Source organism: Alkalibacterium sp. MB6 (assembly GCF_009935905.1).
Taxonomy (GTDB): domain Bacteria; phylum Bacillota; class Bacilli; order Lactobacillales; family Carnobacteriaceae_A; genus Alkalibacterium.
In genome coordinates this window covers 37,774-61,565 of sequence record NZ_PREX01000012.1, presented here as the reverse complement: position 1 = coordinate 61,565, position 23,792 = coordinate 37,774, and the positions used below count along the sequence as shown (strand labels likewise).

The following is a 23,792-nucleotide window of genomic DNA, read 5'->3' as shown; positions in this document are numbered from 1 at the left end:
GTATACTAATGGATGATTATTATAGGGTAATTATGCCTTTCGTGACACTCCTATAGTAAGTCGTTTCATGAAGGGGGATGAACATGAATAGAGTACCAGAAGAAACCATTAATTCTATTCGAGAACAGACCGATATTGTTCAAGTCGTTTCTCAATATCTTCAGTTAAGAAAATCGGGACAGAACCATTTTGCCTCGTGCCCTTTTCATGATGATAAAACACCGTCCTTTTCTGTAAGTGAAAAGAAACAGATTTACTACTGCTTTAGTTGTGGCAGAGGTGGTAATGTATTTGGTTTTCTACAAGAAATGGAAGGCTTATCCTTTATTGAAGCGGTTGGAAAAACAGCTGAACTGGCAGACATAGAACTGGATCAATCCATTATTGACCAGGCAAAACAATCGCGTCCAGCTGAGGATTCTTCCAGAGGAAAGCTGTTAAAAATATATGAAAAAGCGGAGCATTTTTACCACCATGTCTTAATGAATACCCAAGCAGGGGAAGAAGCGTATCATTATCTTCTAGAAAGAGGCATGACCAAAGAAAGTATTGAAACCTTTAAAATTGGATTTTCTCCTCCTCAACGGGAGTCTTTGAAAATGTATTTAGAAAACGAGGAGTTAAGTGATCCCGAGTTATTGAAGCAATCAGGATTGTTTTCTGACAGAGATGACCTAGCTTTTTACGACAGGTTTACTAACCGTATTGTTTTTCCAATTAAAGATGGAAAAGGTCAAACGGTAGCATTCTCAGGCAGAGCCTTTATGCCGACTGACGAATCACATCAGCCAGGTCACCATACCGCAAAATACATGAACAGTCCCGAAACGGAACTATTTAACAAACGTCGCATCCTCTTTAACTATGACAAAGCCAGAGCCGGCATCCGTCGGGAAGGAGAAGTCTTATTATTCGAAGGGTTTATGGATGTTATTTCTGCCTGGCAAGCCGGAGTGAAAAACGGTATTGCCTCAATGGGTACTAGCCTGACCGAAGAGCATGTTCAAACGCTTGATAAAGTGACTGATCACTTAATCATTGCTTATGATGGTGACAAGGCAGGTATGGAAGCAACGAAGCGGGCGGCAGATTTCTTAGCTCAAGAGACACACTTTACAGTTGAAGTAGCGAGCTTCCCAGAAAATTTAGATCCGGATGATTATATTCAGGCTAAAGGAAATGACGCATTTAAAGAATTTTTGTCACATGGCCGAGATACGCTTATGAGCTTTTTGATGAAGTATCACCGTGTGGGAATTAATGTCAAAAACGAGAGTGAACGATTAAAGTACATTGAAGTTATTTTAAAAGAAATGTCTCGAGTGTCTTCCGCGGTTGAAAGAGAATTGTATTTAAATCAATTAGAAGAAGAATTCGACGTATCTGTAGATGCGTTAAAAGAACAGATGACAGTCTACATTCAAGAACAACAAAAAGAACGTCATAAACAAAGACGAAAAGAAAAAGAAGCCAACCCAACCAGAGAGCCCGTCCGTATTTCCTTTCATCAAAACCAGCCTAAGCAAACAGCTGTAATGAAAGCTGAGCAGATGCTTTTGAACCGATTATTTACTCATGATGAGGTTTGGATTAAGCTGGAAAACATGGATAAAGAATTATCTTTGACAACGGAGGCAAATCAGCTCTTGTTTTTGCTTTATGATGAGTATTACCATTCGCATGATCACCCGTCGATACAATCATTTATTGACTATTTGCCGGACGACAAGTTAAAAAGTAAGTTGACTGAAATTATGTTAATTAATTTGTCAGAGGACATTGCAACGGGTGAAATAGAGGATTATATTCGTTTAATTAACGATCGACACCCTTTAGAAGATCGGTTAAAGCAAAAACGAGACGAGTTGAAATTGGCCGAACGAAGTGGAGACAAAGAGAAGCAAACGTCACTAGCTATAGAAATCATTAACTTAAGTCGTCAATTAAATAGTAAATAACAAAGAATATATCAGGAGGCATGTCATTATATGGCAAATTCAGAACCAAAAACAACCAAACAGTTAGATACAGAATATGAGTTAGCTCTTGTTCGTTATATTAAGGAAAAGAAAAAGGATAAACAGCAGACTATATCCTATGTGGAATTGACCGATAATTTAGCTGAACCGTTTGAGTTAGATAAAGATCAAATGGATGATCTTATTCAAAAGTTAGAGGACGAAGGCATTGGAGTCGTCGATGAAGACGGTAATCCTTTAGCGAAACAAATTGAAAAAGAAGAAGAGATTTCAGCTGAAGCTCGAGCAGAAGAAATGATTGCCCCTCCTGGTGTAAAAATTAACGACCCAGTCCGTATGTATTTAAAAGAAATTGGTCGTGTGGATCTTCTGAAAGCTGATGAAGAGATTGCCTTGGCTAAGCGTATTGAAGCAGGCGATAATACAGCTAAACAAGAATTGGCTGAAGCTAACTTGCGACTGGTTGTCTCTATTGCGAAGCGTTATGTTGGACGAGGCATGAGCTTTTTAGACTTAATTCAAGAAGGTAACATGGGGCTTATGAAAGCTGTTGAGAAATTTGACTACGAAAAAGGATTTAAATTCTCAACTTACGCCACTTGGTGGATTCGTCAGGCTATCACACGTGCGATAGCTGACCAAGCTCGTACTATTCGTATTCCAGTTCATATGGTTGAGACGATTAACAAACTCGTTCGGATTCAAAGACAATTGCTTCAAGATTTGGGAAGAGAACCAACACCTGAAGAAATTGGGGCAGAGATGGACTTGCCAACTGAAAAAGTAAGAGATATTTTGAAAATCTCTCAAGAACCCGTTTCTCTTGAAACGCCAATTGGAGAAGAAGACGATTCTCATCTTGGTGACTTCATAGAAGACAACGATGCGACCAGTCCAGCAGATAACGCAGCATATGAGCTGTTAAAAGCGGAATTGGAAGATGTATTGGACACCTTAACTGACCGTGAAGAAAACGTCTTGCGTTTACGATTCGGATTAGATGATGGTCGTCAGCGCACTTTAGAAGACGTCGGCAAGGTATTTGGCGTGACTAGAGAACGTATCCGTCAGATTGAAGCCAAAGCATTGAGAAAGCTACGCCACCCAAGTCGTTCGAAACAATTGAAAGACTTCTTAGAATAAACAAACTAGTCAAGCTCCTGCCAGTGTGGTGGGGGCTTTTTTAGTTAAATTAGTCAATACATCCTTAGTAATTGATGTAAGATGAGATAAAAGCCTGTAAAGGGAAACTTCTTGTCGCATTTGTTTTGCAATCAGTTCACAAATTTGATATACTTATTGAGGCTTGTATCAGTAAATACACACGCTGCATGCATAAAATATATCTTGGAAGGTGAATACGTATGAAATTAACTGCAAAAAAACGTACAGTAACAGGAACAGGCGCTTCTAAAAAAGCGAGAGTTGAGGGACTTATCCCTGCAGCTATTTATGGACAAGAAGTTGAAACATTACCTGTTTTAATTAACAGAAAAGAGTTTGAAACAGTTATTCGTGAAGTTGGATCAAACGGAGTATTTGAAGTGGACGTTGAAGGCGACGTTTACCAAGTTTTCGTTAAAGAGCAAAAAAATGCGGCTCTTAAACAAGTTGTATACCACGTAGACCTATTGGCCTTTACTGAAGGACAAAAAGTTAATATGACGATTCCAGTTTACATTACTGGTGAAGAGTCGATTGACGTTGGTTACGCTTCTCAATCTCTATCTGAGTTGGAAATTAACGTTGCACCAGCTGAAGCACCTGCTGAGTACACTGTTGACGTAACTGGTCTAGAAATTGGTGACACAGTAACTGTTGCTGACATTAAAGTCGGCGAAGGTGTTGAAGTTCTTACAGACGAAACATATACAGTTGTTTCTATCTCTGCTCCCGATGTAGAAGAAGAAACAGTTGAATCAACTGACGAAATGCCTGAACCAGAAGTTATTGGCGGATCTGACGAAGATAAAGAATAATCATACTGAATTTAACCCTCTAAAGTGATGGCTTGCCCTCCTTTAGAGGGTTATTTTTTTTCAACTGTTCATTCTGTACTCGAACTGCTCAGAGGACGGCTCTCTGAGCAAGTTACCCTTTAATTGATACACGAACTGCGTAGAGAAAGCTAGTCTAAGCAGTTCAGACTATATTTGACGGCTGAGTTGCTTAGAGAGGCCTTCTCTACGCAACTCGCTTCCTGATGGTAGCCTAGCCATTTAAAAGCGTATAAGGTGTATAAGTAGAGATAGCTTGCGTAACTGATTATAATAAAGTCAGTTAACGTTTTAAGCACGTTTATATTTATAGGAGGGTATGCTAATGGGAAATGACAATCAGAAAGTGATAGGCAGTTACTCAAGTAAGGAAGAAGCCATCCAAGTTATTAGCCGACTTAAAGAAGAAGGCTACCCGAAACAAGATATTATCGTCTATGGTAATGAACAGAGTGCAAAAGGATCAGTAGATTCAAATAAAGCAACGACTATATCAGCTAGTGATCCTGATTATACTGACCAGTCTTCAACAAAAGAAGACCGCTCCGCCTGGGACAAAATTAAGGATGCCTTTACTCGTGATTCCTACGAGTCATCAGATGCCAACTCGAAAGAATCCGAAGATATTTTATATCCATACAGGGATGATATTAAAAAGGGGAACTTGGTTATTGTTGTGCAAAATCCGCAACAAGATGATCAGAATGTGGACCGTGATTCAAGTTCTGACCAGAATGTTGATAGAAGACATTTGGCTGAACCCAATGCAGTGACACGAGCGGATGATCCCTTAACAGGCGGGCGTCAATTTGACCGTGCTGACCCGGTCAATGACAACACTCACGAGAACCCTCGATAATCATAGTCTGTCACACGATTAGTCATATAAAAATGATTAGTCGTGTGTTTATTTTTGTCCAGATCTTTTCTTGGCTAATCCAGTCTCTCTTTCCATTTTGCACTAAAAACTGGTAAAATGTAGGAGAACTGATTAGAGAGGTGTATGATGAATTCATTAAAATTATCCAAACGTCTGCAAGCAGTTGTAGATTATGTTGAAACAGGATCACGATTAGCGGATATCGGATCGGATCATGCTTATTTACCGTGTCACCTAGCAGAAACTAACCGCATCTCCTTTGCTGTAGCGGGTGAAGTTGTGAGAGGGCCTTATGAGAATGCACAAAAAGAAGTCCGCCAACGGGGCTTAGAAGATAAAGTGATTGTCCGCTTAGGGGATGGTTTAGCTGTTGTGACGAGTGAAGACAACATCGATACCATTACTATAGCCGGAATGGGCGGGGCATTAATTCGTAGCATATTGGAGGACGGTCTAGAAAATGGACAAATTAATGGCAGTGAAACCTTGATTCTTCAACCCAATGTCTATGAAGTAACCGTTCGAGACTATTTAATGACCCATCACTATCGTGTGACAGATGAAACAATGATCAAAGAAAATGGGAAGCTTTATGAAATCATAAAAGCTGTTCCTTCAAAAGAGGCTATGAACTATTCCAATCAAGAATTGCTTTTTGGACCCAAACTATTAAGCGAAAAATCAGCAGTTTTCAAAGAAAAATGGACATCAGTCCTTAACAATACTCAACGAATCATTAATCAAATGGAAAAAGCACAGTCAACTGATAAAGAGAAACTGACTGAACTACGTGAGTATAGTGACTACATCAAGGAGGTCTTATCGTGACAGCCGTAACTGTTAAAGATATCATTTACCACATGGAGCAATTGGCTCCGCCTCAATTGGCAGAAAGCTGGGATCCAATCGGTTTGTCTTTTGGAACGAAAGCGAAAGAGGTCAAAACGATTTTAGTCGCTTTAGATGTTGACCAAGATACCATTCAAGAGGCAAAGAATAAAGGGGTCGATTTAATTGTCACCCATCATCCTGCTATCTTTGGTTCATTAAAGACCTTAAATGGTGAGGATGCTAGACGTCGAGACTATATTGAATTAGTGAAATCAGATATTGCCGTCTTTTCTGCACACACCAATCTGGATGCGGCTGAAAACGGCTTGAATGAATGGTTGGCAGATGCAATTGGCTTAGAAAAAGACACGCGAGAGATTGTTTCGGTCAACACTCACACAGGTTATAAGAAAATAGCTGTTTATGTCCCACACGATTCAGCTGAAAAAGTTAGAATCGCTCTTCATGAAACAGGTGCAGGAGAAGTTGGTGACTACAAGCATGTCTCGTATACGATGGAAGGTCACGGCCGATTCACCCCTCAAGAAGGTTCAACCCCTACAGAGGGAGAAATAGGCAAAGAAAAGCAAATGGATGAACAGCGTATTGAGATGATGGTGAAAGATAAAGATGTATCCAAAGCGTTAGATGCGATTTACCGCTCTCACCCTTACGAGGAGCCTGTTTTTGATTTGTATACTCTGGAGCATCAAAAAGACGCCTTTGGTTTCGGCAGAGTTGGTCAAATAAATGAAGCAAAAACGATTAAAGAAATGATCGACATACTCAGCCCATTAGTGAACGTGGAGGGGATGAGATTCGGTACGAAAGATCCGGCTTTTAAACATGAACGAGTGGCCATTTTTGGAGGTTCCGGAGAAAAGTACTACAAAGATGCTTTAGCTAAAGGAGCGACATTATTCATTACGGGGGATGTCTCTTATCATGGGGCCCAGGATATGCTTAGAGATGGATTAAGTTTCATTGATGCTGGGCATTACATGGAGGCTCTAAGCGTCCCTCACCTTAAGCAGTATCTGGAAGAGATAAAGACAAAAAACAATTGGTCCATAGATATTATTGAAACAACTGAACAGAAAGATGTTTTTTCATACTATAAAAACTAAAGGATGACTAATATGTACGAGACACAACTAGCACGTTTTTTAGAATACGTTAAGATTAACACCCAATCAGATGCTACATCAACAACTGTTCCATCTACTCAATCCCAAGTGGATTTCGCTCACAAACTAGTGGAAGACTTAAACGCAATTGGCATGAGCGAGGTAGAATACAATGAGGATAACGGCTTCGTAACGGCTACATTGCCTGCGACAATTGATGACGATGTACCTGTTATTGGCTTCATTGCACACATGGATACGGCTGACTTCAACTCTGAAAACGTCTCTCCTCAAATACATGAAAACTATGATGGGGAAGACATTGTATTAAATAATGAATTGGGTATTCGTTTGTCACCAAAGGACTTTCCTAATTTAAAGAATTATAAGGGGCAAACCTTAATCACTACAGATGGTACGACCCTTTTAGGTTCGGATGATAAATCGGGAATAGTGGAGATTTTCAGTGCGATGGAATACTTGTTGGCTAACCCAGACATCAAACATGGGAAAATACGAGTCGCTTTCGGACCGGATGAAGAAATTGGAGTAGGGGCAGACCGCTTCGATGTTGACCACTTTGGCGCAGATTTTGCGTATACGGTTGACGGAGGACCAGTGGGTGAATTGGAATATGAAAGTTTCAATGCCGCTGGTGCACACATTATGATTCAAGGGAAAAATGTTCATCCTGGAACGGCTAAAGATAAGATGGTCAATGCATTAACCTTAGCTATAGAGTTCGATAACGCTCTTCCTTCAAATGAAGTACCCGAGCAAACAGAAGGTCGTGAAGGATTCTACCACTTACTCGGGTTGGCTGGAACGGTTGAAGAAGCCACTATGAGTTACATTATTAGAGATCATGATCGTGAAACCTTTGAAAAACGTAAGCAAACAATGACAGATATTGCAGACAAAATAAACAGTCGGTTTGAAGAAGCACGAGTGACCTTGACTATGACTGATCAGTATTACAATATGCGTGAAGTCATCGAAAAAGACATGAGACCGGTTGACTTAGCCAAAGAAGCAATGACCACATTGGGTATGACTCCTGATATTAAACCTATTCGTGGAGGAACAGACGGCTCTAAAATCTCCTTCATGGGCGTTCCGACTCCTAATATATTTGCCGGTGGAGAAAACTTCCACGGTCGGTATGAATTTGTATCTGTGGAAAGCATGGAAAAAGCGACAGATGTGATTATTGAAATAATCAAGTTAGCAGCAACACAATAAACGCCCGATACAGGATAGAAGAAGGTCTCTTCTTTCCTGTATTTGTCTAATCACTTTTTTTAGAAAGGAGTGCATCAAATGAGTCTACAATTTATACTTGGTCGATTACATACCAATAAAAAAACGGTTGTCTACCAAAACATGTTAGAGTGGGTAAAAGAAGACGAAACAAGTCAAGTTTTCTATCTCGTTCCGGATCACATTAAATTCGAATCAGAAATGAATATATTAAACTTTATTAAAGAGTCAGATCTGACTAGTGATAACCAGTATGCAGGAATGATTAATTTACAAGTATACAGTTTTAGTCGATTGGCCTGGTATTACCTTCAAGATACAGCTGTTTTCAGTCGGTCTCAGTTAACTGAAACGGGACTATCGATGTTGGTTCGTCGAATACTAAGAGAAAAAGAAGAAGAACTGGGTATTTTCAGAGGCCAAAGTAGATTACAGGGCTTTGTAGAAAAAACCACTGCTTTATTTATGGAAATGAGAAATGGAAGGGTCTTGCCTGAAGATTTAAAAGATGTTTTAGGTAGATCAAATGAAACTGGTCAAAGTAGACAAGATTTAGCAGATAAATTAACAGATTTAACCATGTTGTATGATGAGTTTTTATATCAGCTTGAAGGGAAGTATCTCGAAAAAGAAGATGTGATCGAGGCATTAATTGAAGAAGTAAAAACTCGAGACTTAAGTCAAACCCGTTTTGTCATTGATAATTTCCACAGTTTCTCAGCCCAAGAGCAAGCCTTACTAGTGGAGTTGGTTGCTCATGCCAAGGATGTTCATGTCTCTTTGGTACTAGATAAAAAGTATGCAACTGAACCTCCGGAATTAACGGATTTGTTTTACGAAACAGGCATGACCTATTATAGACTTTACCAGCAAGTGAGAGAAAGAAACCTACCTATTCTTCATGACCATGTACTGAATGAGTTAAGTACTGAACATTGTGATGAAATAAATGAATTAGAACAATACTGGGTCAACAGCTTTGAAATGAGTCCTCAGCGTGTGATTGATGACTCTTTCGATATGACTAAATGTATTGAAATAATTGAAGCAGAAAGCCGTCACGCCGAAGTGTTGCATACAGCAACAGCAATAAAAAGATTGGTTGCCCAGAACAACTACCGTTACAAAGACATATTGGTTGTCTCTCGAATGATGGAAGAGTATAAGACACTCATTGAATCGACATTTGATGAAAATGATATTGAAGTCTTTGTCGATCAAGAAGATAAAATGTCGGGACATGCTTTAGTCGAGTTCATCCAGAGCTTACTTGGCATATACAAACGTCATTGGCGATACCAAGATATCATGCGCTTGTTACGAACCGAGTTATTTATCCCAAGTCTTGATTATGAGGCGTCGCCAAAAGAACAAAGTGAACGCGTCCGTTTCTATGACAGCCATATAAAGGATTGGCGAGATAAGATTGACTTGCTTGAAAATGTGATGCTGGCTTACGGGTATGAAGGGTCTGATTGGTTAAGAGATGATGAATGGATTTATGCTCGATTCCATCTTGAAGAATTGGATGATCAGTTAGACGAGGACAAACGAATGCAAGAAATAGCCAATGAAGCGAAAGAGTCTATTCGAAAACAGCTCATTCCCTTTTTCAAACGATTGGACTCTGCTAAAACAAATCGTGATGCAGCTCGCTACTTATTCCAATTTATTGAACGGAATGGCATTCACAAGCAAGTGTTGTATTGGAGAGATCAAGCCCTCTTGGACGGGGACTTGGAAGATGCACGCAAACATGAACAAGTGTGGAATACCTTTATTCAACTCCTTGATGAATTTGTAGATGTTTTAGGGGATGAGGAATGGGATAGTGATTCATTTCTGTCTGTTTTGGAAACAGGATTCGATCAGGCTACCTACAGTATTGTGCCTCCAAGTATCGACCAAGTCATGTTCACTAATTTCGATAAGGCTAGAATCAACACGAAAAAAGTGGTGTTTATTCTTGGAATGACTGACCAACATCTTCCGCTGAACGTTGAGAATGAATCGATTTTGACTGACGAAGACCGTAACCAACTATCACTCTTTTTGCCAGAGGATAAGTTCTTGGCTCCTACAACTACTAGTCGTCTGGCTAGCGAACCCTTTACAGCCTATCTAGCTTTTATGAATGCATCTCAGAAACTTGTGTTTAGCTACCCTTTGAAAAAAGATGGCGAAGGTGATGGGCGGATAAGCCCATATATCTCTCAATTGGCCAGGCATCTATCTATTCCAATTAAACACAAACAAACAGAAGCCAGTACCTTACAAACAACGAATTTACATGACCAATTCTCCTTTATCGGATCGAGAAAACACACGCTTGGACAACTGGTTACTGTTTTAAGGGAAGGTATTGATCATGAAAAACAGCCCGATTTATTTTGGATTAAACTGTTTCAGTCGCTTCACAGTCAAATAGATGAAGTGGAAAGACGTATTCTTAAAAGTTTAGACTCTATGAATATACCTAAAAAACTACCAGCTGAACTATCTGAAAAATTATATGGAAAGGATTTGTACCTTTCTGTATCTCAATTAGAAAGCTTTTACTTGGACCCGTATAGTCACTTTTTAAGATATGGCTTGAGACTTCGCGAGCGAGCGGTTCAGGAATTAACGCCTGCTGAAACGGGTAACTTTTTCCATGAAGCTTTAGATAGTATATTCAGAACGATTGTTAATCAAAACTTGTCAATAAAGACAATGTCAGAAGCTGAACTACACAGCATTACAGATCAAGTCCTGTCAGGAATGCACGAGCAAAACAAATACAAATTGCTATCATCGTCGAACAGAATGCAATTCATCAGGCAACAACTAAGTAAAACGATTCGTAAAATGATGTGGGGTATGATGCACCAATCTAAACAGACGACGATGACACCACAAAAATCAGAAGTTCTCTTCGGAAGATTGGCTAGTAAAAAGGGGATACCTGGATTGGAATTTCCTTTAAAAAATGGTGGCAATCTATATGTTCGTGGTAAAATCGACCGTTTAGATACAATTGAAGTCGATAACGCACTATACATTAGTGTAGTGGATTACAAGTCGAGTCATAAGACGTTAAGTGTAAAAGATATGTATCACGGCTTAATGCTTCAACTCTTAACGTATTTAGACACGGCTGTACACTTTTCAACTGAATTATTCGGTAAACAAGCTAAACCAGCGGGTGCTTTTTTTGCTCAAGTGAAAAACCCGATACTACAAGCAAACAAATTAATAGGTAAAGACTTACTGGAAGAAACGATTAAGGCTTTTCGTATGAACGGATTGGTTGTAAATGAAGATGAATTAGTAGAAGAACTGCTCCAAGCAGTCGAACCGCGTCATGATTCGCTTGTTTATCCTATTAAAAAACTAGTTAAGGGGAACCCGTCCGGCTCTTTAATTTTTATGGAAGATTTGGAATTACTACTCAAACATCACCGGAATAAAATTCAAGAAGCTGGTAACTTAATTATTGCAGGGGAGAATCAGTTAGCTCCTTATTTTGAAAAGAGGCAGTTCACACCTTCTGTGGGTGGCGAATACCAGTCAATTGCTCAGTTTGATGTCTTGCTTCCAAAAGGTCAAAATAAATATAGGCGGATGGAAACGGTCAAAAATCAAAAAGAACTGATTGAAAAATTAAAAGAACGCTATGAAGAAGATGAAACAGGAGAGGAGGAGAGCACATGAAAGTAAGACCAGACAAACCAGCAGGCAGCCGGTTTACGGATGAACAATGGCAGGCAGTCACTGATGAAGGAGAGAATATTCTTGTGTCGGCTTCTGCCGGATCAGGAAAAACAACGGTATTGGTTCAACGAGTGATTGAAAAAATAAAGGCATCTGTCACTATTGATGAGTTACTGGTTGTAACCTTTACCAATGCAGCGGCCCGTGAAATGAAAGAACGTATCCAACTCGCTATCCAAAAAGAGCTGGCTAACGCTAGTTCATTTGAACAGAGAAGGCATTTAGGCAGACAACTGCCAATGCTTGGACAAGCTGATATATCCACTCTCCACTCATTCTGTTTAAAAGTGATTAGACGCTACTACTATTTGATTGATTTCGACCCCGTCTTTCGTCTGCTAACTGACGACACTGAGACAACGCTGATGAAAGAAGAAGTTTGGGATGACTTACGTGAAGAACTCTATGGTGAAGAAGACACTCGTTTTCAAGAACTAGCGGAAATGTATTCCAACGACAAAAATGATGATGGCTTGACTGATCTAATTTTTAAACTATATGATTTTTCAAGAGCTCACCCAGAACCGTTGAAATGGCTAGCTAACTTGACCCATATATACGATGTACCAGGTGATAATTTAGCATCGAGCCCTCTTTTTGAGGAATTTATTCGACCACGATTGATTGAATCCTTTGAAACGGCCCATGAGTTATTGCAAACAGCTCTATCTATCGGCGAGGGAGAACCGGAACTCGATAAAACCAATACGATTCTATCCAAGGAACTCGCTTTAGTAACCCAGTTAAAAGAGGCTATAGTGTCTAACCAATTTGATGTGGCTCATGAACTCATTAATCACTTTGAATACGCCAGGTGGTATGTGCCAAATAAAAAAACGACCCCTGACGAAGTGAAAGAAGCTGGCAAAGAAATGAAAGTGTTTCGTGACCACGCCAAAGATAGTATCCTTGCTTTAAAACAAGATTATTTTTTGTTTACCGCAGAAGAACAAGTCACGTTAATGAAAGAGGTTCATTTATTAATAGAAGAAATGGCCAGAGTCGGATCACTCTTTTATGAGCGTTACCAGGCTTATAAAACGGCTCGAAAAGTTCTGGATTTTAATGATTTAGAGCATTTAACCTTAGATATACTAGTCAATAAACACGACGACGGTTGGAAGCCGACAGAAGCATCGATGTATTACAGGCAGCAGTTCAAAGAGGTCATGGTTGACGAGTACCAAGATATCAACTTGTTGCAGGGGACAATATTAAAATGGTTAACCAAAGATGCGACTCATGCGGGTAATCAGTTCATGGTTGGTGACGTCAAACAGTCTATTTATTCTTTCCGCTTAGCCGATCCAAAGCTTTTCTTAGAAAAATATGATAATTATGCTTCAGGTAAAGGCGGCAAACGAATTGTTTTAGCGGAAAATTTCCGTTCACGTCCAACTGTCTTATCTTTCGTCAACTTTATATTTGAACAATTGATGGATAAAAAAGTAGGGGATCTGAATTACGATGAAGCTGCCCAATTAATTAATGGCTTTAAAGCCTTCCCTGAATCAACTCACTTTGATACAGACATCTTAATTTACGAATCCCATCAAGACGATAAAGCCAGTGAAGATGACGAGGAACTAGACGACGTTAATGTATCTTTTGAAATCGATACGAAAACAAAAGGCGAATTATTTATGGTTGCCAATAAAATAGTAGACTTGGTATCAAACGGCTTTCTTATTTTCGATAAAGATAAGGGTGAGATGCGTCCCATCCGCTACAAAGATATTGTACTCTTGACCCCAACAAAGAAAAACAATATCGATATACAAGATGTGTTTGGACAATTGGGCATTCCTACAGCTGTCAAAGACACGCAGAACTATTTTAGAACAACCGAAATCACGATAATGATGTCACTGTTAAAAACAATTGATAATCCGTACCAAGATATTCCCTTGGTTGCCGTCTTGCGCTCGCCGATGGTTGGTCTTAACGAAGTGGACTTGACCCGCATTAGATTAATGAATAAAGAATCATCTTTCTATGAAGCTTTACGTGCCTTTGCTGAAAAAACAGACTGGAAAGACAATATAAACATTCAGTTGCAGCAACGCATTCGTCTATTTCTGGACTCTTTAGATAAGTGGCGAAAGCAGGCGAGACGTAAAACCTTAGTTGAGTTGATCTGGATTATTTATGAAGAAACAGGTTTTCTACACTACGTTGGTGGTATGAGTTCTGGACGTCAACGTAAAGCCAATCTTCACGCTTTATATGAACGAGCAGCTGCTTACGAAAAAACCTCCTTTAAAGGCTTGTTCCAGTTTATTCGTTTTATTGAACAGATGCAGAAAAAAGATAAAGACTTAGCAGAACCTTCTGCTGTTGCAGACGGAGAAGATGCTGTACGGGTGATGACCATTCATGCCAGTAAAGGATTGGAATTTCCAGTGGTATTTGTCATGGATATGACTAAACGCTTTAACTTATCCGATGCCAGTGGTGCTTTTGTTTTTGATGAGGAGTATGGTGTAGGTTCACAGTATACGGACTTAGAAACAAGAGAAGTTAAACCTACTTTGCCTGAACTTGTATTAAAGTACCGAAAGAAGAATAAATTGCTTTCTGAATCGATGCGAGTGCTTTATGTTGCACTGACCCGAGCGGAACAGAAGTTGTTTTTAGTGGGTTCATATAAAAATAAAGACAAAGCATTGGAAAAATGGGAACTCGCAGCTGGTCACACAGACACTGTATTAGCACCAGATTTAAGACTAAGTGCGTCCAGTTACATGGACTGGATAGGGATGAGTCTCATTAGGCATCAATCGATGGATGAGTTGCGACATTTACCGGCTATTCCTTCTCGTATTCATAACTACGAAACAGGCTTCACTGTGAATTTTTATGAACAACAGCAGCTGGAAGAAGCGCTGACCAGCAGAGATGCGGATGATAAAGAAGAATGGTATGAGCAATTGAAGAAGGGGAAGCTGAAAGAAGATGCAGACAAAGAGGTTAGTAAGGCCGTTTCAGATGCTGTCGCCATGATAAATAAGCCTTATGCGTATCAGTTAGCTACTCAAACGACCAGTTACCAGTCAGTTTCAGAAATCAAACGATTATTTGAAGAACCTCAAGACGGCCAAATGATTAAAATTGATGTCACTAATCCGCGCCAATCCCACCGCTATGTGGAAGATGAATTAAGTCGCCCGTCATTTGTATCGGAAGATTTAAAACCGTCACCAGCTGAAGTTGGGCAAGCGACTCACTTGGTTTTACAAGCTTTGGATTTAAATGTGAAGCCTGATCATCAGATTATTTCACAAAAAGTTGACGAGTTAGTTAAAGAAAAAGTTCTCAGCGACGATTTGGGGTCCTTGATTAATGCTGACAAGTTAGTTCGATTTTTCGACACGCCCTTTGGGGACTTTATTCTTTCGCATACGAATCACCTAAGAAGAGAAGTGCCGTTCTCCTTACTGATGGAAGCTAGCGAGATTTTCAGAGATATGGACCATGTGGATGATAGCGTACTGATTCACGGAATAGTTGATGGCTATATCGAGTTAGAAGACGGTATCATATTATTCGACTACAAGACCGATCAAGTCGAGCGATTCCAAGATCAAGCTGCAGAGGTCATGCTGAAAAAGTACAGCGGTCAGTTAAACCTTTATAAGAAGGCATTAGAATCTATTTTAAATAAACCGGTACGAGAATCGTACATTATTTTATTAGACACAACAGAAGTGGTTGAAGTAAATGAAAGTCATGAGACTATATAAATAGAACAGCCCTCAGTTAACTAATTGACTAGTTAATGAGGGCTGTTTTTATTAAGATTTATCTTTCTTCATGTCTTTTCGCTTTAAATTAATCGAAGGAGTACTGAGCACCTTCAGAATATCTATTTCCTGCATTCCATAGTAAGAATTCATTAACGCCTTGTTCATTTAACGCTCTGATTTGAGCTTCTACTTCAGCAGCACCGTAAGTAATGTAATTACCTGCGCCTAAATAGGAAGCGGTGAAATCTTGTAACCAAGGACGAGAGATTGGCGCGTCTTCGCCTAAAGCATCCAGTACGTCATTTTCATATTCCATATAATTGTAAACAACATTATAAGGTTCCAAGTCTGGCTTAGCAATACCAAGCGTTCCTGGCCCCCAGTGACTTGGGTAAATCATAGAAGAAATGACATCTACGTTTTCAGAGATACGTGAGAAGTTTTGGCCAATGCCTGGAGTTTCTTCCATCGTTGCTGCATAGCCGAAGATATCGACTGAAACATCTACATCATAAGGTTTTAACTGCTCGCGAGCGTAAGCTACAAAGTCAGTCACCGCATCAACTCGTTGTCTCGTATTCGTCTCGCCACTTTCGCCGTATTCACCGCGAGAGTAGGTTAGAACTTCATCACGTGTTTCGAATCCTTCAGGGTAGCGAACGTAGTCAAATTGAATATCTTTGAATCCCATTTTAGCCGCTTCAATAGCTACTTCGACGTTATATTCCCATACTTCTTGCATATACGGGTTGACGAAACTTTCCCCACGTCGGTTAGACCATACCGATCCATCTTCGTTTGTGAAAGATAAGTCGGGACGTTCATTGGCCAATCTGGAATCTTTAAACACAACAATTCGAGCAATAGGGTAGATGTTGTTCTCTTCCAAGTGAGGCATTAAGACGTCAGGATCAACGACTGGACGAGTAAACTTATTGATTGTTTCATTATCTGATTCTAAAGGAACGACAATATCGCCGTAATCGTCTTTTACGTCAATAACCATAGAATTGAGTTCCGTGTTATTTAGTAAATCAGTCAAGGTTTCCATACGTTGTCCGCCTGCAGAGTGGGAAGTAACGAAAATACCTTTCACACCATCTTCAGGGTATTCAATGTTGATCCCACTATCATATTTAAACTGATCAGGGAATTCTTCAGGTATAGCCAAAAGAGGGCTGTCGCTGAACATTAAAAAGCTGAGAGAGGATTCTGTTTCTTCTGATTCCTCGGTTTCTTCAACTTCTTCCGTTTCTTCAACCTCTTCACTATCGTCTGCATCTTCCGTAGCAAATACTGTACCAGCAGAGAAGGCGAATACAGCTGATAAAGCAGTAGAGTAGAGTAGCGACTGTTTAAATTTTTTAAGCATCATTGTCATCAATGTCATCCTCACTTTCAGAAAATTCAGAACGAATGAGTGCCGGATCCACTAGTTCAAATCCTTTGTCTCTTAATCCGTCTATAATATCAGGGGTAGCTTGCATGGTCCATTCGCGGTCATGCATTAATAAATTTGCACCGTTTGCTAAAAGGTTAGTATTGACCATAATATCGGCTAAAGCATCGCCGTCCATATAATCCGCTTCCCAGTCATAGCCATAAGTCCAGTTCATTAACGTCATGCCATCATCTAGGGCGACTTGTCTTGTGTGATCCGTATTTTGTCCAAAAGGAGCACGGAAGAAACGAGGGCGAACGCCAATAACATCTTCAATTAAATCACTTGTTTTCAGAATTTCTTCCGTTTGCTGTTCTTCGCTTATTGAAGGGAGACTTGGGTGAGTATGGGTATGGTTACCAATCTCAAAGCCCATCTCGTGGATTTCTTTTAGCATCTCTTGTCCTTCTTCATCTTCAATATACATGCCGTTTACAAAAAATATAGCGGGAGCATCTTTTTCTTGAAGAATTTTGGCGATTTCTACAGCATACGTGTCAGGAGCATCGTCGTATGTAAGCAATGCAACTTGCTCATTAGCATCTGTTCCTTCAATTGGTGTAATCGTAAAATTAGCCGGGTTAACTTCATATACAATCTCTTGATCTTCAGCTGTCACTGTTTCATCATCTTCTTCATCTGTCGTATCGGTACTGTCTGTGTCGTTTGATTCATCGTCGTTAGTATCTGTTTCTGAATCAGCAGTTTCATCTGTTGTTTCATCCGTAGTCTCTTCGGCATCGGCTTGAGTGTCTTCAGTGGTGTCTTGAACGGCGTCGTCAGTTGATGTATTCGTTGTGTCACACGCTGCTAAAAGCATAGCAGATGCAAGGGTCATGTAAATTAATTTTTTATGCATTTTTATCTCCTTATTCTTCTTCTGCCAGTTGGTCTTCAATGGAAGAACGTAATTGATTAATACTGCCATCTAATTCACCAATTTGAGTATCTAATGCAGTTAAAGGTTCTCTTAGTGAATCGCGTTCTTCATTAATAGTGGTAATGCCATCGACAAAATCTTCATAAGTAGCGTCATCGCTAGCTAAACCGTTAAAGTAATTTTCTTGACTATCCAAAGTAGAGGCATAGGCGTCAAGATAAGTGGTTAAATGCTCGGAAAAGGAATCAATGTTGGTGATGACTTGATCGACTTCTTGTTGATCCAACAGTTCTCCTTCGTATGTGGTAAGTATGTCTTGATTTGCCAGCATTTCAGCTTCTTTTTCTTCAAGCTGAGTCATTAATGTACGTCTTGATTCAATGTTTTCAAATACGGCAGAAGAGCCATCCGATAAAGTAGCTAAGTCTGTGTCTGATTCCATTGTCGCATCGAATTGTTCTTGAAGGTTACCCTCTGATACAATTAACTGGTTTAAATCATCTACCGACTCACTAGTCAGTCGATCTAATTCAGCCGTTGAGGTTTGCATATCTTCTAAGTTTTCCCCATCATCACAACCGATCATGACTAATGACAATGTACTCATTGCTAGAAATTTCCATTTATTCTGTATCATTTAGTGATCTCCTTTTATATAAACTCACAGCAAGTATCCTTATGGTTTAAGCACGCTGTATCTTCATGAGTATAACAAAATTCTAACACGTTTAAAAATAAAAGCAGTCATTTGATTAATTAAGAAGACAAAAAACAAGCTTAGGAGTGCTTTTGAGAACAACACTAAATATAAATCCTATATTATGTGGGTTTTATACTAAAATTATTGTACAATATATAGAGACTATATTCTCAAAGGAGAGACGCTATGTTTATTTACTATCTTATTTCAATTATTATTATAGCGGTGGACCAACTGACGAAATACTTAACAGTTGAAAACATTGCTTTGCATGAACGAGTCACTGTCATCCCTGGGGTGTTATCATTTACCTATCATCAAAACACAGGGGCAGCATGGAGTATTTTAGAAGGCCAGATGCTTTTCTTTTATATTGTGACGGTAATTGTCGTTGGTGTGATTATTTACTACATGCAAACGGCAGCCAAAGGCGATCCATTATTCGCTTTATCTTTAAGTTTCTTCTTAGGTGGGGCTATCGGAAACTTTATCGACCGACTGTTTCTACAATACGTTATCGATATGATCCGATTGGACTTCATCAACTTCCCTATATTTAATATAGCCGATATGGCTTTATCTGTTGGGGTAGGATTAATGCTCGTTTACTTACTAGTCGACGAATGGAAGAATTACCAGAAAAAGAAAGCAGGACACACACATGAGTGAAAGCTATACCTTTACTATTAAAACAGAATCAGAACGCTTGGATAAATATTTAAACACACAATTACCAGACTATTCCAGGTCTCAAATCCAGCAATGGATTAAAGAAGGCAACGTTCTTGTGAATGATCAAGAATCGAAAGCTAATTACAAAACCCAGCATGACGACACGATTACAGTCACAGTGCCTGAACCAGTTGAAATCAATGCGTTGCCTGAAAACATAGACATTGACATTGTGTATCAAGATGAAGATGTCGTTGTTGTTAACAAAAAACAAGGCATGGTTGTCCATCCCTCACTTGGACACGCAACGGGAACTTTAGTTAATGCTCTGTTGTATCACGTCAAAGACTTATCAGGAATAAATGGAAAAATTCGACCAGGCATTGTTCACCGTATCGATAAAGATACGTCGGGCTTACTCATTGTTGCTAAGAACGATAAAGCTCACGAAAAGTTAGCTGAACAACTGCAGGAAAAAACAGCGAGAAGAGAGTACATTGGATTAGTGCACGGAGTCATACCAAACGATAAAGGCACCATCGATGCACCTATCGGAAGAGATCCGAAAAATAGAAAAAAATACACGGTTATTGAGGGCGGAAAACCAGCCGTGACTCATTTTGAGGTCATTGAACGTTTTGCGGAGTATACCTTATTAAAACTTCAACTGGAGACTGGGCGCACACACCAAATCCGTGTTCATTTGGCTTATATCGGTCATAAGATGGCAGGCGACCCATTATACGGCCCACGAAAAACCTTAGAAGGGAAAGGTCAATTCCTTCATGCAGCAAAACTTGCCTTTATTCACCCGAGTACGGAAGAACTAATGGAGTTTGAGGCACCTATGCCTGAGGTATTTGAAGAGATGATTAACTGGGTGAGACTACGGTCTTAATCGGAAGGAGAATAGTCATGACACGTGTTGTTTCCATATTAGATGAAACGGCGATGAATCGTGCTTTAACGCGTATTTCCTATGAAATTATAGAAAGAAATAAGGGAACTGAAAATTTAGTTCTGGCTGGTATTAAAACGAGAGGCGTGTTCATTGCTCGTCGGCTAGCTCAAAAGATTGAGGAAATTGAAGGAGAAGCTGTTCCTGTTGGTGAATTGGATATTACTTTATACAGAGACGACCGTCATTACCCTGAAGAAGTAGACGATCCGGAAGTAAAAGGCCAAGACTTTCCTGTCCCTGTTAAAGGCAAAGTAGTGATTTTGGTAGATGATGTCATTTATACGGGCCGGACGATTCGTGCAGCAATGGATGCGGTCATTGACTTAGGTCGGCCAGAAAAAATTCTAGTCGCTTCTTTGACTGATAGAGGACACAGAGAAATTCCAATTAAAGCAGATTTCATTGGTAAAAATATACCCACGTCAAAACACGAGCAAGTAAAAGTATCTATGAAAGAAATAGATGATAAAGATGGCGTGGAAATCATTAAGCCAGATTAAAAAAAGAGAGAGTCAGCTTCGGCTGACTCTCTTTTTATCTAGCGAATGGGTAAACACGTGTTAGTTCGTTGTTCGTAAAGCATCCACTTTTTCTTCACTTGGTGTGACGTAGTAAGTGGTTTGGCCTTCGTAAATAACATAACCCGGTTTAGCGCCATTTGGTTTACGGATATTTTTCACTTGCACAACGTCAACCGGTACAGAAGCAGATTGACGGTATTTGCTGTAGTAGGCTGCTAGAATACAAGCTTCTTCAACCGTTTGATCAGTAGGTTCACTGGATTCAATAATGACATGAGAACCAGGAATATCTTTAGTATGAGCCCACCAATAAGATTTTCTGGCTTGTTTCATCGTCAACTGATCATTTTGAGTGTTATTTTTACCAACTAAAATACGTGTGCCGTCAGAAGAGGTGAAGGACTCAGGTTTTGACTTGGCCACTTTTTTATTTTTATTAGATGGTTTCTTTTTCTTTAAATAGTGACCCTGTCTTAATTCCTCACGTATTTCTTCAATATCAGAGACAGAAGCAATGGATAACTGGGTCAACAATGTATCGAAGTAATCTGTTTCTTCTTTTGTTGCTTGAATCTGTTTTGTTAAATGCACTTTTGCATTCTTTAATTTTTGATACCTGGAGAAGTAGTACTGGGCGTTTTCTGACGGACTTTTTTGAGGATTTAATTCTATTGTTAATTCTTGGTCTTCCTCATAAAAATTAGGTAAGGTAATGTGCTCGTCGCCTTTTTTTACCTCATGCAAGTAAGCTGTCAGAACTTCACCTTTGATTCGAAACTCATCAGCCCGCCCCGTTTCCTTTAACTCTTTGTTTAACTTATCCAGTTTCTTTTCATTTTTTTGATGCAAATTCTTTAACAGATGACTTAAATCATTTGATTGTTGGTTAACCCGGTCACGTTCAGCTTTATTATGGTAATACCGGTCCATCAGGGAACTGAGTGAGTCAAAGCGTATCGGATTCCCTTCAATATGGTGGTAAAGAATAGGCGTAAAGACTTCTTTTTGGTCCTTTTGAACCAAAGTAGGTTGGGCCTGTTTTTCTCTAAACGGCTTCATAAACTGATCAAAGGTTTCTTTTGGTGATCGATCAGGATTCGCTTGAATCAAGTAACTGATTTCGTCAGCTGAATCTCGACCGAGACCTTGAAACTCTTGTTGGAACCATTTAGCTAATTCCTTTTCAGGCATATCGGGCACATTTAACTCACCATCAAAGGTAATGGGGTTTGCCTTGTCTTGACTCGGTGCTTCTTTATAAGGCGCGCCCGGCAGCAAGGTTCGGTAAGAGTTTTGATTGGGTGAAATATGGCGAATAGCATCCACCAGTTTATTTTCTTCATCATCAATGAGCAAGATATTGCTGTGTCGGCCCATGACTTCAACCACTAAAGATAAGGTGCGTGTGTCTCCTAATTCGTTTCGATTTTTAAAAGTAAAGGTTAAGACTCGGTCATTTTCCTTTTGTGTAATCGATTCGATAATAGCCCCTTCTAAATGTTTTCTCAATACCATACAAAATTGTGGTGGCGACTGAGGGTTTTCAAAAGGGATGTCAGTCAATTGTATTCTTGCATATTGAGGATGTGCGGATAATAATAAAGAGGTGTTTTTTCTATTCGCACGAATCCGTAATATAATTTCATTGGTATAAGGCTGCTGTATTTTTGAAATACGCCCGCCTAATAAGTTTTCATTTAATTCATGGGTAAGAAGATGGACAAATAAACCATCAAATGACATATGAGTGTGCTCCTTTCGCTTAGAACTCTTGTACAGTATAGCACTTACTTAAAGCGTCTGACAAACAGGTGAAAGTGATTGCTCATTTTTCGTTTACGTGCTAAAGTTGACATATGCAAATAATCGCTTTAAGAAATCGATAAGTAGGGGAGAGACGAATACATGTCAACACAAGAAAAAACCAATGCTATGCTGGAAAAAACAGCGGAATTGCAACACTTGTATAAGCGCATTACTGATTCGCTTTTGACGGAACTGGGTTTATCCTTATCTGCCATTAATTTAATCGAATTAATAGGCGATGAAGAAATGACACTGAAAGACATTACCCAGAAAAGTCAGTTAGATAAATCAACCATCAGTCGACAAATGAATGCCCTAGTAAGAAAAGAATTAGTGACGAAAACAACTGGAGAAGATAAGCGCTTCGCCTATTTTAAACTAACAGAAAAGGCATCCGATGTCTTTCACTCCTATGAAGGCCAATTAAAATCCAGGTTCCACATGATCCTCTCAGGTTGGACGGAAGAAGAAATTCATATGTTGACCGTATTATTGGGACGATTAAACAGAAGTATCGTTAATAGATTAGGTAAATAAAGAAGAGAGGTTATCTTATGGGAACAACTAAGAAACGATCGAAAGCACACCGCATTGCTCTTTTGGGTATTTTAACTGCGATTATTATTATACAAAATTTTGTTCCTTTTTTAGGCAATATACCCATCCCGCCATTAAACCCAACCATCATACATATAACTGTCATCATTGCTACATTGTCAATGAGTACCGCTGATGGTGTGATAATTGGAACGGTTTGGGGAATTGCACGAATTGTTCGAGCGGTGACGATGCCAGCGACACCTTTGGATTACTGGTTATGGATTAATCCTGTCATCTCTTTACTGCCACGAATGATGATTGGCCTCACTACCGGATGGAGTTATCAGTTGTTTAGACGCTTCTTTCCTAAAAGAGACAAGGTGGCTCTAGCCAGCGCTTCAGTCGTTGGTTCGTTTACAAATACGATATTAGTATTATTATTTATCTTCTTATTCTTCCGAGAAGATTATGCAAGTGCCATTCAAGTGGATGTCAGCAATTTAGGTGCTGCATTAGCTGTTATTATCGGAACGAATGGTGTAGCAGAAGCCATAGCAGCAGCTATTATTGCACCTTTAGTCACGATACCATTAAGAAAACTAACCGGAAAAAAATAACCTACAAGCCTTGATTACTCCTACAGTGAGTGTATCAAGGCTTATCTTTTTATTTTTGATTAAGTTAATGTTACCGTATAC

18 protein-coding genes are annotated in these 23,792 nt (G+C 39.5%); 14 read left to right on the top strand and 4 right to left on the bottom strand.

The features are described from left to right. The first annotated feature begins 83 nt into the window (after nucleotides 1-83). From dnaG to addA, 9 genes are all read left to right on the top strand, one after another. Nucleotides 84-1,958 (top strand): DNA primase, encoded by a 1,875-nt coding sequence (gene dnaG, locus C3945_RS06230; RefSeq protein ID WP_161878830.1) that lies wholly within the window; start codon nucleotides 84-86, stop codon nucleotides 1,956-1,958. 30 nt (nucleotides 1,959-1,988) lie between these two features. Beyond that, a complete protein-coding gene (gene rpoD / locus C3945_RS06225) occupies nucleotides 1,989-3,122 on the top strand; it encodes an RNA polymerase sigma factor RpoD (RefSeq protein WP_161878829.1) in 1,134 nt (377 codons plus the stop codon). 221 nt (nucleotides 3,123-3,343) lie between these two features. Next, on the top strand, nucleotides 3,344-3,958 hold the full coding sequence (locus tag C3945_RS06220; protein WP_161878828.1) for a 50S ribosomal protein L25: 615 nt from the start codon (nucleotides 3,344-3,346) through the stop codon (nucleotides 3,956-3,958). Nucleotides 3,959-4,301: 343 nt separating this feature from the next. Continuing rightward, complete coding sequence (locus C3945_RS06215; RefSeq protein ID WP_161878827.1) at nucleotides 4,302-4,835, top strand: general stress protein; 534 nt, start codon at nucleotides 4,302-4,304, stop codon at nucleotides 4,833-4,835. A 147-nt stretch (nucleotides 4,836-4,982) separates the two neighbouring features. Beyond that, nucleotides 4,983-5,684 carry a tRNA (adenine(22)-N(1))-methyltransferase gene (locus tag C3945_RS06210; protein WP_161878826.1) on the top strand — a complete coding sequence of 234 codons (702 nt, stop codon included), beginning with the start codon at nucleotides 4,983-4,985 and terminating at the stop codon, nucleotides 5,682-5,684. Next, on the top strand, nucleotides 5,681-6,814 hold the full coding sequence (locus C3945_RS06205) for a Nif3-like dinuclear metal center hexameric protein (RefSeq protein WP_161878825.1): 1,134 nt from the start codon (nucleotides 5,681-5,683) through the stop codon (nucleotides 6,812-6,814). The genes C3945_RS06210 and C3945_RS06205 overlap by 4 nt, the downstream gene beginning before the upstream one ends. A 12-nt stretch (nucleotides 6,815-6,826) precedes the next feature. Then, the gene (pepT, locus tag C3945_RS06200) at nucleotides 6,827-8,056 is read left to right on the top strand and encodes a peptidase T (RefSeq protein ID WP_161878824.1); all 1,230 of its coding nucleotides are present in this window, start codon (nucleotides 6,827-6,829) and stop codon (nucleotides 8,054-8,056) included. A 78-nt stretch (nucleotides 8,057-8,134) separates the two neighbouring features. Further along, the gene (locus tag C3945_RS06195) at nucleotides 8,135-11,767 is read left to right on the top strand and encodes a PD-(D/E)XK nuclease family protein (protein ID WP_161878823.1); all 3,633 of its coding nucleotides are present in this window, start codon (nucleotides 8,135-8,137) and stop codon (nucleotides 11,765-11,767) included. Further along, complete coding sequence (addA, locus tag C3945_RS06190; protein ID WP_161878822.1) at nucleotides 11,764-15,570, top strand: helicase-exonuclease AddAB subunit AddA; 3,807 nt, start codon at nucleotides 11,764-11,766, stop codon at nucleotides 15,568-15,570. Before C3945_RS06195 ends, addA begins: the two co-directional genes overlap by 4 nt. An 88-nt stretch (nucleotides 15,571-15,658) precedes the next feature. Here addA and C3945_RS06185 read toward each other — a convergent pair whose 3' ends face one another. Genes C3945_RS06185 through C3945_RS06175 form a run of 3 tightly spaced genes read right to left on the bottom strand, consistent with a single transcriptional unit; the run spans nucleotide 15,659 to nucleotide 18,531 of the window. Beyond that, entirely contained in the window at nucleotides 15,659-16,954 is a 1,296-nt protein-coding gene (locus C3945_RS06185) for a putative glycoside hydrolase (RefSeq protein WP_237585498.1), read from the bottom strand. Then, nucleotides 16,938-17,873 carry a polysaccharide deacetylase family protein gene (locus C3945_RS06180; RefSeq protein ID WP_161878821.1) on the bottom strand — a complete coding sequence of 312 codons (936 nt, stop codon included), beginning with the start codon at nucleotides 17,871-17,873 and terminating at the stop codon, nucleotides 16,938-16,940. Before C3945_RS06180 ends, C3945_RS06185 begins: the two co-directional genes overlap by 17 nt. Nucleotides 17,874-17,883: 10 nt before the next feature. Then, nucleotides 17,884-18,531, bottom strand: coding sequence for a YkyA family protein (locus tag C3945_RS06175; protein WP_161878820.1), 648 nt, complete (start codon nucleotides 18,529-18,531; stop codon nucleotides 17,884-17,886). A gap of 249 nt (nucleotides 18,532-18,780) precedes the next feature. On the opposite strand from C3945_RS06175, the gene lspA reads away from it, so the two are divergent. The 3 genes from lspA to pyrR are packed head-to-tail and all read left to right on the top strand — an operon-like array spanning nucleotide 18,781 to nucleotide 20,727. After that, on the top strand, nucleotides 18,781-19,263 hold the full coding sequence (lspA, locus tag C3945_RS06170; protein ID WP_161878819.1) for a signal peptidase II: 483 nt from the start codon (nucleotides 18,781-18,783) through the stop codon (nucleotides 19,261-19,263). After that, entirely contained in the window at nucleotides 19,256-20,164 is a 909-nt protein-coding gene (locus tag C3945_RS06165; RefSeq protein WP_161878818.1) for an RluA family pseudouridine synthase, read from the top strand. The genes lspA and C3945_RS06165 overlap by 8 nt, the downstream gene beginning before the upstream one ends. A gap of 17 nt (nucleotides 20,165-20,181) precedes the next feature. Continuing rightward, the gene (gene pyrR, locus C3945_RS06160; protein WP_161878817.1) at nucleotides 20,182-20,727 is read left to right on the top strand and encodes a bifunctional pyr operon transcriptional regulator/uracil phosphoribosyltransferase PyrR; all 546 of its coding nucleotides are present in this window, start codon (nucleotides 20,182-20,184) and stop codon (nucleotides 20,725-20,727) included. Between the two features lie 60 nt (nucleotides 20,728-20,787). On the opposite strand, the gene C3945_RS06155 is transcribed toward pyrR, so the two are convergent. Then, nucleotides 20,788-22,491, bottom strand: a complete 1,704-nt coding sequence (locus tag C3945_RS06155; RefSeq protein ID WP_161878816.1) for an NFACT RNA binding domain-containing protein — start codon at nucleotides 22,489-22,491, stop codon at nucleotides 20,788-20,790. 162 nt (nucleotides 22,492-22,653) lie between these two features. Between C3945_RS06155 and C3945_RS06150 the strand changes: the two genes are divergently transcribed. Together C3945_RS06150 and C3945_RS06145 are read left to right on the top strand one after the other, a co-directional pair. Further along, a complete protein-coding gene (locus C3945_RS06150; RefSeq protein WP_161878815.1) occupies nucleotides 22,654-23,091 on the top strand; it encodes a MarR family winged helix-turn-helix transcriptional regulator in 438 nt (145 codons plus the stop codon). Between the two features lie 17 nt (nucleotides 23,092-23,108). Then, entirely contained in the window at nucleotides 23,109-23,711 is a 603-nt protein-coding gene (locus C3945_RS06145; protein WP_161878814.1) for an ECF transporter S component, read from the top strand. The last annotated feature ends 81 nt before the right edge of the window (nucleotides 23,712-23,792 follow it).